Genomic DNA, 16271 nt, shown 5'->3' with positions numbered 1-16271 from the left:
CGCACCTCCATCAGAGCTGCCACTCATAGTGAATAGTCAACTACAGAATGTACACAGCGTCCGTACTTAGCGAGGCGGTTCAGGCCGCACCTTTGCCGCGCAGCGCGGCCCTCGCCGCAGCGACACCCCGCGCGCACGACTCGACAGCCGCCCGAACATCGTCAGCCGTCTGACGGCGGGCGCTGGCCGGCAGCGCCTCCTGGGAACGCACACGAGCCTTGGCGGCGCACGCTTCCGCGTGGGACGGCAACTCCCCAGCGAACTCCCTCTCCGGGCCGAGCCAGAGGGCCAGGCGGTGGCGGAGACGGGCACGCAGGGTCCGAGTTCGAACTGCCGGGGGCAGCGGCAGGATCGGCGAGCTGGGGTCGACGTGGCCCCATCGCTCCCCGTCCGGGCGAACGTTCAGCGCGTACTCCACGTCAGCGGGCGTCGCTCCGGCCTTGAACAGAGGCCGGAGCAGGGAGCGTAGATCGCGCGCCGACAGCGCCCGGAGTGTCAGGTTGTCGGAGCGGAGTCGTTCACATGCAGCAAGCATTTCCGCTTGCCGGTTGGGGCGAATGGTGCGTCGCCAGATCTTGCCGGTCTCTTCGCGCGCGTGCGCGCGTGCGTATGGGAGAGCTCCTCCCTCAAGAGCAACCACAAGGGCGGGGGTGAAAGTTTCGTCCCCAGGGCTATCACCTGCGGAAATGCTGGTCACTGGGGTGAGGTGGGGGCGAGTCGCGACGGTTTCGACCGGCCAGGGGATCTCGTCCTGGTCGGCGTCCGAGGCGTCGCTTTCGAGGTCGCCCTCCAGGATGCTGGTGGGGATCGTCAGGCGGTACTGGGCGGCCTCGTTGCCCCGGCCGTCGTCGCGTGCGCCGTACATGGTGCCGTGCCGGTAGCGGACGGTCGTGCCGTGCACCTCGGTGAGCAGCAGGCCGTTGTCGCGCATCCAGGCCAGGTAGCTGGCGATGGTGCGCGTGCTGACGCCGAGCTCTTCGGCGAGTACGGCCCAGGTGGCGCCCTTCTTGGGCGCGGTGAGCATGTCTCGGGTGGAGCGCTTCATGAGCTGCCAGGCGAGCTGGAGGATGCGGCGTCGCCAGTCGTTACGGCGGTTGGTCGCGCCGGACAGGTAGTCGACGGCGTCGAACCAGAGGCCGATAGCGGGCGCGACGATGCGCTGTTCGGCGTGGTGCTCATCTTCGGCGAGGTGGGCCGTGAGACCGGGGACGGCGAGCTGTGTGCCTGTTTCGGGGCATGCAGGACTAGCCGCTTGGCGAAGTGCTATGGTAAGTCTCCAAGCAATTGTGGATCTGGTGATGCGCCGCTCTGGCCGTTTGGTTGGTCGCCTGGGCCGGAGCGAGGCAGTTGATCCGCTTGCTGTTCAGATGTGAAGGGACGCCCCGCAGTGCGGGGCGTTTCTGCTTTTCAAGGGCTCCTTGAGGGGGGTCGCTGTCGAGGGTTGGGACAGGGTCTGGTGTTTCGACCCTAACCCGCACAAGATGATATTTACCAGTTTTGCGCGAAATTCCCGAACGATCTGAACGGTCCGAGGTTGGCGTCACCGACCAGGCCGGAGCGCGCCCTCCGGGGTCAGCAGCGCCCAAGTGTCGCCGTCCCGGATGACGGGCATGCGGGTCGCGCCCCTGCCCAGGTGGCTGCCGACTGTTGCGACGATGTCGGCTACATCCAGAAATGGGCTGCTATCGCACGCCTGGGCAGCGGCCTGCGGTCAGGGAGCCAGAGGGTCAACGCTGACCGAGACGTACGTCAAGCTCACAGCTTCCACTGCGCAAGCTAGCCATCGGCCCCTAACCATGAGCCCCAAGGAGTACGATCACAGCGATCCACCGCTACACCACACGCGGAAAGGGTCTGCCGATGCGGGCGGGATTCCTGCTGGCCGGGCGCTACCGGCTCATGAACGTGATCGGGCGGGGCGGCATGGGCGTCGTCTGGAAGGCCCACGACGAGGAACTCGGCAGGAACGTGGCCCTAAAGGAACTCACGCTGTCACTCTCGGACGCAAGCCGCGCCCGAGAGTGGTGTCGGCGGGTACGGCGTGAGGCCCGCTCCGCAGCCCAGCTCAACCACATCGGCGTAGTCACCGTGCACGATGTGCTGGACGGCCCTGACAACCGACCGTGGATCGTGATGGAGCTGATCGACGGCCACTCCCTGGCCGACCTCCTCGAGGCAGGCCCGCTCTCACCACAACGGGTGGCCCGTATCAGCATGGCTGTCCTTCACGCGTTGGCGGCGGCGCACGCGGCCGGCATCGTACATAGGGACGTGAAACCCGCCAACGTGCTCATCACCGGCGACCGGGTCGTGCTGACGGACTTTGGTATCGCCATGATCGAGGGCGAGACAGCCGTGACCGAATCCGGGGTTCTAGTTGGCACCCCTGCCTATATGGCTCCGGAGCAGATACGCGGATTACGGGCTACTGCGCAGTCCGACCTGTGGTCGCTAGGCGCCACGCTGTATGCCGCAGTCGAGGGACGCCCGCCTTTCCAGGCCCCGCACTCCGCCGCCGTATGTGCCAAGTTGCTGACCGAAGAACCTGAGCCTATGCGCCGGGCGGGACCACTCGCCAAGGTTATAAGCGGGCTGCTCAACAAGGATCCGGTGCGGCGCCTGCGCGCCCTTGAAGCGCTCGCCCTGCTGGCCGAGGCGAGCGGCAATATCCCGCCGCCGTCCGGGCTGCGAAGACGCCGTGCAGGGCCTTGGTTAGCTATCGCTTCGGTCGCCGCGGTACTCATCGTCGTCCTCGCGCTGCACTTGCTCACTTCCCCGGCCACGAACGAGATTCGTATCCGTCCCGCGGCTTTCGATAAGGACATGTCACAGTGGTCCAAGTACGGGCCCGTCTACGAGAATGATCACAACCTTGTTCGGTACGGTCTCACTAATGGGACCGCCTACGGCCAGGTCACCGGGTCGTTCATGTACCGCTTCACGTACCCGAAGGCCAGCACCGGCGAGGCTGAGGTGGGAGCCCGTCTGTCGGCCGACGCCGTCGGGTTCTCCGGCCCCGTGGACGCCTACTCGGCAGTGGAGGTCAAGGTGAACGGCGTCAGCCTCGGTACCCAACTGGTCATCCCCGACGACGGGCGCGGCGCCCCATACACCTGGCGTTTCGACGCCCGCATCCTGAAGCCTGGCGGCAACACTGTCGAATTCGCGGTGAAACGAGGCACGGAGCCTGCCAACGGACTCGGCATCTACGGTGACGCGTTCACTGCGGAGACGCCCGATGAGTTCATCGTCATCAGGTCAGCAGCACCCAGGTGAGCAGGCAAATGCAGAAGCCCACCCCCACCAAAACCGATTCGGCCTTGCTGTGAACATGCCGAAGGAGAGCCGGCAGTGCGATACTGAACGCTGTCTCTTCGCGTCCTTCGGGTCGTGGCTCACATTCGGGTGAGGGAGATACGGCGGCCTCCGGAGCGTTTGGCTAACGCATCAACCCGGAGGCCGCATCGCTCACTCACACCTCCACCGCCCGCCATCATTCTCGCCCGATCACGACTTGAGCACCCAGCCTCGCTGGAACTTCAGTCCGCGGTGCAATGAGGGCATGAGGCTCCTCCGCCGCTCCCCCCGACCACCATCACGCCCGCCCGAGCTGCGTCCGCCCCGCTCGATGCTGTGGTGGGTCCTGCCCGGCGCGCTGCTCATCGGTGCCGCCGCCTGGGGCACCGCGCAATGGCTGCTGCAAGGGCTGCCCCATCTGCCGATCCCTCAGCAGGTCTCCACTCGGATCGAGGCTGTACGCACCGCGCTCGCGGCAGCGGCCGGTGTCGGCGCTGGCGTGACGCTCCTGCTGGCGGTACGGCGGCAGCGTCACCAGGAGGTGGCTACCTGGCACACCACTCACGACGCTAGCGAGCGCCGGGTCACCGAGCTGTACACGAAGGCGGTCGAGCAGCTCGGCCATGACAAGGCGCCAGTCCGGCTCGGCGGCCTGTATGCGCTGGAGCGCCTGGGGCAGGACACGCCGGCGCTGCGGCAGACCATCGTTAACGTGATCTGCGCCTACTTGAGGATGCCATACGAACACCCCCCGGACAGACAGATCCAGCAGAATGAACCTGGGGTCCCCCGGACTGTCATCGGCGGAGTGGCCAAGCTCTCGAACTCCCCCAGACACGATCCTCTTGAGGAGTTCCAGGTTCGTCTGACCGCCCAGCGCATTCTGACCGACCACCTGCGCCACCAGACTTCGGCAGCGCCCTCCCGGTGGTGGCCTCGCCCCCTCGATCGCAGCAGCCGCCACTGGGCTGACATCCACCTCGACCTCATCGGCGCCACGCTCAGCGACCTCGATCTCAGAGCCTGTCGTATCAGAAGCGCCAGGTTTGACTTGGCAACCTTTCACGGCACTGCGGTCTGCAACGATGCCATCTTCGACCGCGATGCTTGGTTCGGTGGCACAACTTTCAATGGCGGCGCCACATTCGACGGTGTGATTTTCAACGGTCGTGTCGGGTTCAACGGAGGGACCTTCGACGGCGTTGCTTCGTTTAGCGGTGCGACTTTCAACGGCGGCACAGAGTTTGTGGGCGTGACTTTCGACGGCAATGCTGAGTTCTCAGGCGCGATGTTCATCGGTGGCGCCAGTTTCCACGATGCGACCTTCAGCGCTGACGTCACGTTCGATGGGGCGGGGGCGGGGTTGAAGACTGCCCGACTGGCTGGTGCTCGCCTTGCACCAATGGCAGCCGGGATGGTGCGGGTGTTGCCTTTCCATTGGCACATAGAGGCGGACGCGGATGGGTGGCAGACGCTGCGGCTGGCCACTCCTGCGGAACTGACGCAGGATGGCGGCGAGGAGAACCTGCCTGCAAACGGGTAACACGGAGGGCCCGGTCCTGCCGGGGCCGACTGGCACCGCATGGGAGTGCATGCAAGACGGCCTCCGGAAGGCTGCGCTACCCCTAGCGCCCGGAGGCCGTCGAATTACCCGAAACCAAGCCAACACGAGGCCCGAAGACCACCATGAACAGCCGGTTACCCCCATCATTGCACCTGCGGCGAGGAGGAGGGCACTGGCGCCTTCAGGGATGAGCCGGACACCAGCGGTGGTGACGAGCGCTGCGATGGCGAGGAGCGAAACCCTAGGAGCTAACACCCGGCTGTGCGAACCCTCCACGTGGAGATCTTCGAGGATGTCCCTCCAGGTTGAAGGTGAGTACCCGCTGGGTGATGGAATTCTTCTACCGGGTGGAAGAGATCTCGTCTTTTTCAGGCTGTTGCCGCCGACCTAGTCTGTCGATGGGCCTCCTGCCCGCTTGGTTTCGCCGATCTCCGCTGGCAGGAGGCCCAGCCACCCGTTAGAAGGGGTGGCGCGGGTCGAAGGTCACCCACAGAATCCACAGCACCAGCTTGGCGATTGCCAAGCTGGTGCGGGCCCACTGGTGGCGCTTGTTCCCGCCGTCGCGGTCGTCATCCGACACGTGTTCGTCTCCTGTCTCACCGGACCGTCCGGTGCGCAGTCCTGACGGACCGAGACGCGCTGTGTCGGCCGTTGCCGCCCGCTCACGATTGTCCACGCTGCCAGGGCGTGCAATCCGTGATCGCCGGACGGGAGTAGATCTCTCCCTCCAGGCACCGAAATCGGATCCCCGCCGGGGGACAACCCTCAACCGGCAACGCGACGCAGGGAGAAGAGCGCTGCAAAGCTGAGAGTGTCCGCGCGCAACACCGGGGGGTCCGCCGCGTTATCGGCATGTGACGGAAATAGATCAAGATAGCGGCTGGTCACGTGGCGAAAGGGAGGTTGTGGACTGCGCTGGAAGACGGGCGTCCTGGTGGCGCCAGACCGGCAAGCTTTGGACGTTCCGGGTTTCATGTACTGAGGCTGTCAGGCGTCACGTAGCTGGACCGGCCTGGGCCGTGTACGTGCTTCCGGAAGTTCCCGATGTACATGCTCGGCCCGTTCCTCCTGCCGACCGTGGCGTTCGGCTGGTGGCTGGCGACCACTGGGAACTGAGCGCGCAAAATAGGCAGAATCGAGCCCTTTCGGCCCCAACTGGGCCTAAAGGGCTTATCTATATAAGGTCTAGATCCCCAAAACGGGCATCAATAACGCTTCGTTCTGTCATGCCCACATCCAGCGTCGATCGGGGACTTGAAAGAAACTTCCGATTTTCCAATTGGTCTGCAACTAAACTGCGATCGCTTCTGCGGCTCCGTGACCTGCGCGTATAGATGGTCCAATATTGAACCTTATCGACGACTACAGCGCTTGATCGCGCGGAGTCAATAGGTTGACCCTGTCGTTTGGCCGCGCATAGCCTCTTCTAGTGACTGGCCCAAAGGGTTTAGGGGGCGAGTCAAAACCATCGCAGTCCCACGGACGGACACGCCTGGACAGCTTATTCCGCCCGTGGGGCACCGTAGTGCAAGGAGGATTCTACTCCCATGTTCCTCAAACGTCTCCTACCGCTGATCATGGCCTTAGCAGTAGCCATGATCGCAGCCGGCGTTCCGGCAAGCGCCGATCCAGCGCCTACAGTTGGCGCCGACAGCACACCAGGTCAGACCACAACGGCGGACACCTACCCGCTCGTCCACGCTGAGCCGGGTGATGGGTGCAAGGTCACCGACCCCTGCGAGGCCGAGCCCCCGACCGTTCTGAAGAAGCCGATCACACCCCAGGATGCCGCCGCCTGCACTCCCCACTCGTCGAACGGCTACGTATGCGGCAAGATCTACGGCACCGGGAAGTACATCAACAACTGGGACGCACAACGACAGCCATTCACGGGCCTCATGACCTGTGACTATCAGGCCAACCTGAGCGTGTACGCAGGAAGCACCAGAATCTACAGTCAATGGAGCCCTCGAAGGCCCGAGTGCAGCTTCCGGGGATGGTTCACCGTCGATACGCGACAAAGCTTCCCAACGGGCACAACCGCCTGCATCTCATGGTACGAAAGCGACGAGCGAGTCGGACGAATGTGCTTCAACCTAACCTTCTAGGCCGCCCGCCCTCCAAATCTCGACATGTACCCAAAGTCGTAATGGAGAAGCAATAGCGCGAGCTCGCAAGAGAAGAAGCGAACTAGGTGCCAAGGTGCTGACACTGACACAATCGTCCGTCCCGTTACAATGAGGAGACTCCGTATGAGACTCGGCAAACGGGTGTCATTAGGGCTCATCGTGGCGCTGCTCGCCATCACTGCAGCCACCCCGTCGAACGCGTACGCATCCCCCACGCCACTGTATCCCGGCGAGATCCGAGTAAACGGCCAAGCGCGTTACGTAGAGTCCGTCTGGGCTAAATTTAGCCAGTTCGGGTTCGTGTGCGACTATCAGGCAAGGATCACGATACATGACGCCGCCGGCGTCATAATCGACCAAAGATGGTCGCCGAGATATATGCAAAGCCCTCCCTGCCCATACACTCCAGACATAACAGTCCCCTTCAATCAAAACTATCGAGCAATGAGAAAGGTTTGCGGAACGTTCTACACAAATGGGATATCACGCAACCAGGAATGCGTGAATATGAGCTAGTCCAGCCATAGGGGCTGGAGAGAAGAAGCGGGCTGCTGGGGTGCGACCAAAGTCGTACCTCAGCAGCCTTACGGTGTGCCCAGATTAGCCTTGCTGTGGTTCAGTTTGTAGAATTATTGACGATGGACATCGAGGCGTAAGCCTGATATCTTGCCTATATGTTCAACTACAATGAACTGTTGATATGGCTCCCGATACTTGCAGTTATCGGCGGAGTCGTCTATCTCGTAGTTCGGATTGCCCGACGCTCCCGCAAGTAGATGGAGATTCGGCACCCCTAGCGCGATGTTGGTTGATCGATGCTATGTCCGCTCAAGGCATCGCTGACCGATTCGGCGAGCGCGTTAAGGTGATGGGCCCTATCTGCGGCGTATCGGCAGTTGGCTCCCCAGCGCGAAAACGCCCCCACGGTCCTTCGGGACCTATATGCGGGCTCAGTCATGCTCAGCTCTGTTTGCGTGGAGCAATCAAGTTGCAGAGGCAGGGGGAGACGCGGCTGCTGCCTCGCGGTAGATCGGCCCTCGGGCCTCGTGTTCTCTCACCAATTCCTGTGGCCCTCCTCGGTGATGAACCGGCGGGTGATGTCACGCCAACCGCCCCCGATGGTGTCGAGCTGCCAGACCTTCGCGCCGATGAGGCGGCGGCTGGTCGAAGCGTGGCCCAGCAGGGACAACTTCAGAGGCCCGGTGTTCGAGTACAGCCGGCCCTTCGGATGAACGCCGGTCACGAAGTAGATCTTGGTGGGCATCTCGGTCTGGCTCACTTGAACTCCTCTGCTACCTGGTTGCCGGTGAGGACCTTGAAGGTCCCGAACTTCACTGGCTGAGGCGCGGTCTGAGCGGCTGCTCATGTGGAGGCAAGTTTCGTCGGGAAGCCCTGTAACGCTGTCGGAGGGGTTCACAGACTGTGGGCGAGCCGGGCGAATGAGACAGCCGCCCCAGCGTGGGGGAATGGGCGAGGTCCTTCGGAGGAGATCTCGGAGCGCCGCACGCTGCCCAGAGGTCTCGCCCGTTAGATGCTGAAGATGCGCCTGCGGTTCGCCCTCGATCAGCGGTACGGGTGCCGGTAGGCGTCTCGGGCCCGCTCGGCCACCTCGGGCGGCATGACTACCTCGTCGGCGGCATTGACCGCCATCAGGATGTGCAGGCGTTGCTCAGGCGTCATCGCCGCCCACTCCTCGTCGGAGAGCCCGCTATGCTCAAACGCGTCGTCGCTCTCATGCACTGATCCAGAGTGCCTGACCCTGCAGCCCGGTGGAGGCGGGACGCCGATAGGTCCGGATAGGTCGCCTCTTTGCTCGGTTTCTGGCCTGACGTTTGTCGGCTGGTGGACGACCAGCACTCGCGACTTTGCGCCAAGGATTGTGCCGAGCGGCGGGGCCGAGACGGAACGCTTCCGGGCACTCGGCGCTTACCCCGCCGAGGTGAGCTGAAGGCGTTGCAGCGCGGTGATACCCAGCGCCTCGATCTCCGGAAATCTCCGCCTTGCTGTTCGCAGGGCCCGCTGAATCTGGTGAGGCAGCCGCAGAGCCTCCGCCGTCAGGATCGACTGCCTGAGAGCGGCCGTCGTCGCTGAATCGTCCGCGACCAGGCTGAACGCTTCAGCCACGGTCACCTGTTCAATGGCTCGCCATTGAGGAGCCACCCCACCGACATCCGGCGCGTCCGCTTCCGCCAGGCGAACGGCTTGCCGAACTCGTCCGGTGGCGAGCAGCCCGCGTAGGTGGACCTCTCGGACGACGAACGGATTGACCAGTGGCGTCTCCTGGGCGGAGTCCATGAAGCGATGAAGGTCCCTGACGGCTGCGTCGAAGCCTGCTGTGTCGCCGAGTTCTGCGAGTGTCCGGGCGAGCGGGATGAGCACAGTCCCGCGTTCGGTTGCGGGCGCGACGTCTGCTGCCTGCTGCAGCCGTACCGCGGCTGCGGTCTTCCTCTTCACCTTGCGTAGCTCGTTACCGTGGGCGCGAAGCGCTCGGGTGAGGAGGACGGCATCATCCAGCACGCCAGCGATGTTCAATGCGCGCCCAGTCCACCGCGCTGCTGCTGCCAGGCTTTCCTCGGGCAGGATGTCGCCGAGGGCCACGCCCAGCACGACGCGTGCCTGCGTGAGAAGATGCGCAACGTAGCGATCTGAGTGTCCCGCCATCAGACGGTTCTCCAACCTCCAGACCAAGGGCCACAGTTCGTTGATCGCCTCGGCGCTGTGCCCGGCCTCGCGGGCGAGCGCGGACAGGCGGACGGTGGATTCCCCAAATTTGATCATCGCGGCGAAGTCAGCGTCTGCTTGGTCGGTGACGCCGAGCGCGTGCGCCGGCAGGCCCAGATGTTCAGCAAGGCGGCGAAGCGCGTCCACATCCGTGAGCGCGCGCTGGCCGTTCTCCAGCCTGACGATGTACGTCCGGTCGTATTGCAGTTCTTCCGCGAGGTCAGCCTGGGAGGTCCGGGTCGCCTTGCGGTAGGCGCGGAGTATCTCGCCGAGGTGGCCCCGGGACAGCGCCGCCTGCGCTTCAGGGGACGTCCAGAGCCACAGCGGGGCGGCCGAGGGCTGGTGCGGCAACTGAGCTCCCGCCACGACGTGGCATGCTGGGCACAGCGGCGAGGCGTTCCATGACTCATCGACAGCTGCCCCGCACGCTGTGCAGTGCATGGCTACCTCACAGGTTCCTGAAGCCGCTCGAACCAGCCGAAGATCGACCGCTTGTATCCTTCGGGCATCGGCAGGTCGGCGATCTCGTCCTTGGCGAACATGCCGACTTCCTTGTGCTCGTGGCTGAGGACTGGGGCGGCGTCGGTGTCGATCGTGGCGCCGTACGTCACGATCAGCACGTCCACGCCCTCGCGGATGTGGTACTGCCAGGAGTCGAGGATCGGGCCGACTGTGGCCTTCCAGCCGGCCTCCTCGCTGATCTCCTGCGCGAGTCTGGCTGGCGGGTCCTCGCCCAGTTCCAGTTTTCCGCCGGGCAATTCCCATTCGTCGCGTTCATTGCGAAGGAGTAGAACGTGCCCATCTCGGACAATTACTCCTTTTACCGACACGGGGAAAGCGTGTGGGCGGTAAGTCATTGACGGGGACCTTTCCGACGCGGAGGCGGCTGTGTTTGGAACCTAACACGCTGCGTGACCTCGCGTCGGGCCTCCTGGGGCGGTGTGACAATCTGTCACTTGTCTCCGGTCGAGAACCTCATTCAGGCTGATGCCGAGTTCCTCACCGGAAGGAAATCCCACAATGGCGAGCCGATCTAAGGGCCTGTCCGCGCATGCGGATCCAGCGACCGTCAATGCTCTTCTGCAGCGTGACGGCCTGGTCATGTTCGAAGGCGTCCATGGGCGGGCCGCCGTGGTTCGCCTCGCGCGCCGACTGGTGGTGCCCTGGCAGCATCGCGATGCCGAACCCGATGGTGTGACGGTCATCAGCGACCGCGGCCCCATGGCGGAGCAGCCGGGCTTCGCTGGTTTCGGCGCGGGAGAGCTCAGCCCTCACACGGAATCGTCGGCGCTGGCGGTGCCCCCCAGGATGCTCCTCCTGATGTGCGGTTCACCCGCCGCGTGTGGAGGGGAGTCGCTCGTTGTCGATGGTGCCGCCGTTTACCGTGACCTCTCTTCGGATCCCGACGTGATCGCCAGGTTGCGCCAACCGCATAGCGTCCAGTTCGCACTCGGCCGGTGGGGGTCGATCTTCGCCAACACCGCAGACGGCAACATGGCCCTGCGTCTGCGTCTAGATGATCTCGCACATTTCACCGAACCGGTCCACGCGGTGCTGCCTACGCTGATCGGAGCCATCCGCCGGCATCAGCGGCTCTTGCCGCTCAAGACCGGCGAAGGCTTCCTTCTCGACAACCGGCGCATGCTCCATGGCCGGAGATCATTTACCGGCCAGTCGGAGCGAGTGATGTACCGGGTCTTGGGCAACCCCACAGCAGATATCACGCTGCCCACAGGCTTCACGGTCTCCGGTCTCGCCCTCGCCGCCCCGGCCTGCTGAGGTGCCTATGCCATCCGATCGCGCGGCCCCTAACTCGCCCATGGATGTCACGGCGGGTCCCGCCCGCACGTACAACGAACTTCTAGGTGGCAAGGACGGCCTCGGCAGCCGTAAGGTACTCGCCACGCTTGGCGAACTGCTGCCGCAGCTACCTGTTGCGGCCAAGGCCAACGCGGCGTTCGTGCACCGCGGGGTCGAGGCCGTGGCCGACGCCGGCGTCCGCCAATACCTCGACCTGGGGTGCGGTCTCCCAGCCCCGAACGACCGCACTATCCTGCGCAGCGCACGCGAGTACCAGCTGGAAGCGCGGGTGGTCTACGTGGACAACGACCCGTCGGTGGCGGCGAACGCGCGAGCACTTCTTGACGTGGCAGATGGATACACCTGCTGTGTTGAGGCGGACGCTCGCGACGTGCCGAAGGTTATCTCTGCGGCTGGTGAGTTGCTGGACTTCCGGGAGCCGACCGCGATCATCATGGGCGCTTTGGCGCATTTCTGGCCCGCCGACCAGGATCCGTACGGCATCGTGCGCGACTACCTGGCCGCGTTCAAGTCCGGGTACCTGATCTTCTCACACGCGTGCGATGAGCTGCTGTCTGCCGAGGTCAGGGCGCAGGCTGTCGCGCTATACGAACGCATGGTGGCGCCAATCTACCCGCGCAACTCGGCCGAGATCCTCAAGTTCTTCGACGGGCTCGACCTCTTGGAGCCTGGCCTTGTCGAGGCGTCAGAGTGGCGGACCGACTACGCGGTGCCCCCCGATGTCGGGGACGCCCAGTTCCTTGCCGCGGTGGCTGGGTTCCGCGGCGGTTGGCCCGGCAACTAAGCCCCGGTCAGGGGTGCACGCGCAGCTGCCACCTGACCGGTCGCGGTCGGACAGGACGATCCCGCCCGACCGCTCGGCGGGCCGAGCATCGCCCCGATAGGCAAGCTCGGCCCGCCAGCCTCAAGCCCCATGACATGCGACCACAGGAGATCCCAACCATGAGCACGCCACAGCTCGCACCGCCTCCTATGCCCACACCGGGGTTGTGGGCTGCGATGAAGCGGCCGTGGCATCAGGACTGGATCGCCTTCTACCTCGGGCCAGCCGAAGCCGCCGACCCGGTGACCGCCCACGACCTGGAGACGCTGGCCGCGTTCGCCGGCGTGGCGGAGGTTGCGCTTCGGCAGACAGGCGTCTGGCCGCCGCCGGTGGTTCCCCACCAGCGGACTCCCGACGGCGGCGCTGGTGGCCGCCGCCTCATGCCGGGAGAGCTGGCCAGCCGAGGCGGCCAGGGCCTCCGCGACGAGCACCGCCACGCTCTGCCAGTTCGTGACGGTGCTCGTCGTCGAGGTCCTGGCCGCCGACCCTCGCAGGGGGCCGGGGGGTGGCTGGGATGAGGAGGGTACCCCCGCCTTCCTCACCCCAGCCACAGCCGGGAACACAGCTCGATCTCCGCCGCCCCGAGCAGGACCCTGTCCTCGGCGACAGCGCGGACCCCGGCTCCTCCGGCAGGCCGGGCACGGAATTGCCGGACCGGGTCCTGCAGATCGACTTCGTCGTCGACCCAGCCAAAGGCCCGCGGCTGTCCGGTGTGACAGCGCTCGCCAAGCTCGGGGAGGAGTTCGCCCGAGAACTGGACGAGGAAGGTCTGGAGATCGCCGGGCCCAAGCGCTTCGAGATCTGCTACTTCCATGGATCGGGTCCGCACCGGGTGGCCTGCCCGCCTCAGGACGCCACCCACGGGACCGCCCTCGTCCGCGTGAGGACCAGGCCGCAGCAGAGCATCACGGCCCAACCCGCCCTGAAGTCAGCCGCCTCACCGTTGCGTTCGCCCGCACCTGAGCCGCACCTTGACCTCGCCCTGCGTGCACTGGCTTCCAGGATCATCGGCGTTCCCCTCATCGTTGATGAGGGAGAGCCATGACCCAGGTCGCGCGGAAACGATGGTGAAGATCGCATGAGCGACGGCCGGTTCGTGGGGGCGGCCGTTGAGGAGGCGCAGGCCGGGGGCGGGCACGCCTGCCAAATCGTCCCCTGCTCCCCGGCCTGCGCCGCCTCCCCGATCTCGTGGCCTGGGTGATGACCCGCTCTGCCCAGGCCGCGATCGCACTCCCGGAACGCCGATGCACCACGCGTCTGCAAGCGCGCACGGCGGCCCGGTCGAGTGGGGAGGGCGACGGCGCCGCCTCGCCGCCCTCCCCACCCCAACCGGCCCGGACCCTCCTGGTCGACGCCGACGTCGGCATCTACCGTCAGAGAAGTCAGCCCACCATGAGGAGACTGATATGACTGTGACCCACGCTCCGGCATCCCGCCCTTGGGGGCTGAGCCGGGCAACGCACCGCCTGGAAGTGGCCAGACTCCCGTACGTCCTGGTGCGCGTGGACCCGGACAGTCAGCTCGCTCGCTTCTACCACGAGCAGGGGACAATCGTGGAGATGGCCGGCAAAGGCACCAACCGGCCCTACCTGAGCGGGACCATGTCCCGTCCCGGAGACGCGTCCAAGGACTCACCGGACGTGGTGGACGACTCCCAAAACGACTCCGAATCTGACTAGCGTGACGCGAACCGAGCCTGACTTCGTCATGGTGATCACCTCGGCGGAGGACGTCACCGCGAACCTGGTCATCGCCGCTCTGCACGAGCGCCAGGTGCCCATCGCGCGCGTGGACCCCGCCGACGTGGGCACAGACCTCACCTTCAGCGCGCGGCTGGAAGACGGGGAGAGCCGCTGGACAGGCCGGGTGCGCACCGCCAGCCGCAACCTCACCCTGGAGGGGGCGCGGGCGATGTACTACCGCCGCCCCTCAGCCTGGCGATTCGACGGCCTCGATCCGCAAGCTCGCGCCTTCGCCATCGCCGAAGCGCGCCACGGCCTGCACGGCCTGCTGTTCAACCTGCCGGACTGCCGCTATGCCAACCACCCCCTCTGCAACCAGCGGGCCGACTACAAACCGGCGCAACTGCAGACGGCTGCCAGCCTGGGACTGCCGATACCGGCCAGCCTGATCACCAATGACCTGGACGCGGCCGCGAAGTTCGCCGCAGAGCATCCCGCGATGATCTACAAGTCGTTCCGCGGTGTCCCGGCCGTGCCGGATGGCACGGTAGCGGCCATCTGGACACAGCGGGTCGATCCCGCGGATCTGGACGAGTCTCTGCACGTCACGGCCCACCTGTTCCAGGCCGAGATCCCCAAGAGCGGCGATGCCAGAGTGACCGTGGTAGGCGAGCGGGTGTTCGCTCACCGGATCACCTCGCCGGCGGGCATGCTCGACTGGCGCAGCGAGGACCCATCTGCCCTCCTGCACACCCCGATCCAGGTACCCTCGGCCGTCCAAGCCGCGCTGCACGCCTACCTGGCCCGCTTCGACCTGGTCTTCGGCTGCTTCGACTTCGCCCTCCTGCAGGACGCGGGCGAGGCCCACCAGTGGGTCTTCGTCGAATGCAACCCGAACGGGCAATGGGGCTGGCTGCCCGACTCCGATGCGATCGCCGAGGCGTTCGCCGACACCCTGCTGAAAGGATGGCACCGATGACCTTGGCCGCCGACCTGCGCCGCAAGCTGGCCGCCGACATCGCCTCCGCGCCCTGGCGCTCCGCGCTGGAGGAGGTGCCCCGCGAGCTCTTCATCGGCGATGCCGTCTACCGTCACGAGACCGGCCTCGGCTGGGCGCCGGTACGGCGGGCGCAGATGAGCGAGCAGGAGTGGCTGTGCCTGGTCTACACCAACGAGACCTGGGTCACCCAGCTCGACGGGGTGATGGCCGAGGACGCCACCGGTCCCGTGCCGATCCTGAGGCCCACCTCGTCATCGACCTTTCCCGGCTTGGTCGTCTCGATGCTCGAAGCAGCAGGGATCGGCGAGGGCGACCAGGTGCTGGAGATCGGCACTGGCACCGGATACTCCACCGCGCTGATGTGCCACCGGCTGGGGGCCGCATCGGTCACCTCCGTCGAGGTCGATCCCGAGGTGGCCGCCCGCGCCAAGGCCGCCATCACCGCGGCCGGATACGCGCCCACGCTCGTGACCGGCGACGGACTGCTCGGCCATGACCACGAATCCCCCTACGATCGCCTGATCGCCACGTGCGCGGTGCGCACCATCCCGCTGTCATGGCTCAGGCAGATGTGCGTCGAAGGCACGATCACCACGCCCATGATGGGATGGCTCGGCGGCGCGGCCTTCGCACACCTGCAGGTGGCCGACGACGGCTCCGCCAGCGGCCACTTCCTCACCGAGGACGTGTACTTCATGACCGCCCGGCCGCACCGGCCGCCGCCCCGGCCACCCATCGAGATGGGCCGCGGCGACCAGCGCGACAGCAGAATCGACCCCGCGATCCTCAAGCAGGACACCGCCCTGTTCGTCGCCCAGCTCGGCATCCCCCAAGCCCAGCACGGCTGGGCCGGCAACATCCTCCTGGTGCACGACGTGAGCACCGGCTCGCAAGCTGACGTCCGGCCAGACTCCGCCGGCGGGTGGACCGTGCACCAGCACGGGCCGATCAGGCTGTGGGACGAAGCCGAAGAAGCCATCCTGACCTGGCAAGGGGCTGGCAGCCCACACCAGAGCGGGTTCGGTCTGACCGTGGCAGTCGACGAGCAGCGCGTCTGGCTCGGGGATCCCACAGGCCCAAGCTGGAACCTACCTGCGTGATCAAGGCGCCCAGGGCGAGCTGCAGGCGGCGAGGCAGGACGCAGACACCGTCGCCGACCACACGGCCGGGACATCGACGCTCTTCGCAGTTTCTTGAGCGCCGAGCACATCGACGATCAGGCACCTCACCGAGC

15 protein-coding genes are annotated in these 16271 nt (G+C 65.6%); 10 read left to right on the top strand and 5 right to left on the bottom strand.

Features of this window, described 5'->3' with window-relative positions:
- Positions 1 to 79 precede the first annotated feature (79 nt).
- The gene (locus tag HNR40_RS34130; protein WP_184968753.1) at positions 80 to 1045 is read right to left on the bottom strand and encodes a helix-turn-helix domain-containing protein; all 966 of its coding nucleotides are present in this window, start codon (positions 1043 to 1045) and stop codon (positions 80 to 82) included.
- 815 nt (positions 1046 to 1860) lie between these two features.
- On the opposite strand from HNR40_RS34130, the gene HNR40_RS34125 reads away from it, so the two are divergent.
- Together HNR40_RS34125 and HNR40_RS34120 are read left to right on the top strand one after the other, a co-directional pair.
- Positions 1861 to 3276, top strand: a complete 1416-nt coding sequence (locus HNR40_RS34125; RefSeq protein ID WP_184968752.1) for a serine/threonine-protein kinase — start codon at positions 1861 to 1863, stop codon at positions 3274 to 3276.
- 352 nt (positions 3277 to 3628) lie between these two features.
- The gene (locus HNR40_RS34120; protein ID WP_184968750.1) at positions 3629 to 4840 is read left to right on the top strand and encodes a pentapeptide repeat-containing protein; all 1212 of its coding nucleotides are present in this window, start codon (positions 3629 to 3631) and stop codon (positions 4838 to 4840) included.
- A gap of 478 nt (positions 4841 to 5318) precedes the next feature.
- Here the strand turns inward: HNR40_RS34120 and HNR40_RS56630 are convergent, their stop codons facing one another.
- The gene (locus HNR40_RS56630) at positions 5319 to 5441 is read right to left on the bottom strand and encodes a hypothetical protein (protein WP_281395608.1); all 123 of its coding nucleotides are present in this window, start codon (positions 5439 to 5441) and stop codon (positions 5319 to 5321) included.
- Positions 5442 to 6408: 967 nt separating this feature from the next.
- Between HNR40_RS56630 and HNR40_RS34115 the strand changes: the two genes are divergently transcribed.
- Positions 6409 to 6969 (top strand): hypothetical protein, encoded by a 561-nt coding sequence (locus tag HNR40_RS34115; protein WP_184968748.1) that lies wholly within the window; start codon positions 6409 to 6411, stop codon positions 6967 to 6969.
- A 1075-nt stretch (positions 6970 to 8044) separates the two neighbouring features.
- Here HNR40_RS34115 and HNR40_RS34110 read toward each other — a convergent pair.
- The 3 genes from HNR40_RS34110 to HNR40_RS34100 all read right to left on the bottom strand — a co-directional run bounded on the left by HNR40_RS34110 (position 8045) and on the right by HNR40_RS34100 (position 10568).
- A complete protein-coding gene (locus HNR40_RS34110; RefSeq protein ID WP_184968746.1) occupies positions 8045 to 8269 on the bottom strand; it encodes a hypothetical protein in 225 nt (74 codons plus the stop codon).
- Positions 8270 to 8916: 647 nt separating this feature from the next.
- Entirely contained in the window at positions 8917 to 10077 is a 1161-nt protein-coding gene (locus tag HNR40_RS34105) for a helix-turn-helix domain-containing protein (RefSeq protein WP_221341168.1), read from the bottom strand.
- Positions 10078 to 10154: 77 nt separating this feature from the next.
- The gene (locus tag HNR40_RS34100) at positions 10155 to 10568 is read right to left on the bottom strand and encodes an NUDIX hydrolase (protein WP_184968742.1); all 414 of its coding nucleotides are present in this window, start codon (positions 10566 to 10568) and stop codon (positions 10155 to 10157) included.
- Between the two features lie 163 nt (positions 10569 to 10731).
- Between HNR40_RS34100 and HNR40_RS34095 the strand changes: the two genes are divergently transcribed.
- The 7 genes from HNR40_RS34095 (at position 10732) to tgmC (ending at position 16137) form a co-directional block, all read left to right on the top strand.
- Positions 10732 to 11490, top strand: coding sequence for a TauD/TfdA family dioxygenase (locus HNR40_RS34095; protein WP_184968741.1), 759 nt, complete (start codon positions 10732 to 10734; stop codon positions 11488 to 11490).
- A 40-nt stretch (positions 11491 to 11530) separates the two neighbouring features.
- Entirely contained in the window at positions 11531 to 12316 is a 786-nt protein-coding gene (locus HNR40_RS34090; RefSeq protein WP_184968739.1) for an SAM-dependent methyltransferase, read from the top strand.
- A gap of 215 nt (positions 12317 to 12531) precedes the next feature.
- The gene (locus tag HNR40_RS34085) at positions 12532 to 12873 is read left to right on the top strand and encodes a hypothetical protein (RefSeq protein WP_184968737.1); all 342 of its coding nucleotides are present in this window, start codon (positions 12532 to 12534) and stop codon (positions 12871 to 12873) included.
- Positions 12870 to 13400 carry a hypothetical protein gene (locus HNR40_RS34080; protein WP_184968735.1) on the top strand — a complete coding sequence of 177 codons (531 nt, stop codon included), beginning with the start codon at positions 12870 to 12872 and terminating at the stop codon, positions 13398 to 13400. The genes HNR40_RS34085 and HNR40_RS34080 overlap by 4 nt, the downstream gene beginning before the upstream one ends.
- Before the next feature lie 361 nt (positions 13401 to 13761).
- Positions 13762 to 14034, top strand: coding sequence for a putative ATP-grasp-modified RiPP (tgmA, locus tag HNR40_RS34075; RefSeq protein WP_184968733.1), 273 nt, complete (start codon positions 13762 to 13764; stop codon positions 14032 to 14034).
- 1 nt (position 14035) lies between these two features.
- Positions 14036 to 15016, top strand: a complete 981-nt coding sequence (tgmB, locus tag HNR40_RS34070; protein ID WP_312896623.1) for an ATP-grasp ribosomal peptide maturase — start codon at positions 14036 to 14038, stop codon at positions 15014 to 15016.
- Positions 15013 to 16137: an ATP-grasp peptide maturase system methyltransferase gene (gene tgmC, locus HNR40_RS34065; protein WP_184968731.1), complete on the top strand. Its 1125-nt coding sequence runs from the start codon at positions 15013 to 15015 to the stop codon at positions 16135 to 16137. The genes tgmB and tgmC overlap by 4 nt, the downstream gene beginning before the upstream one ends.
- Positions 16138 to 16271: the final 134 nt, after the last annotated feature.

The organism is Nonomuraea endophytica (assembly GCF_014203235.1).
Taxonomy (GTDB): Bacteria; Actinomycetota; Actinomycetes; order Streptosporangiales; family Streptosporangiaceae; genus Nonomuraea; species Nonomuraea endophytica.
Note: the sequence above shows the minus strand (reverse complement) of the source record. Positions and strands in the feature narration are given on the sequence as shown.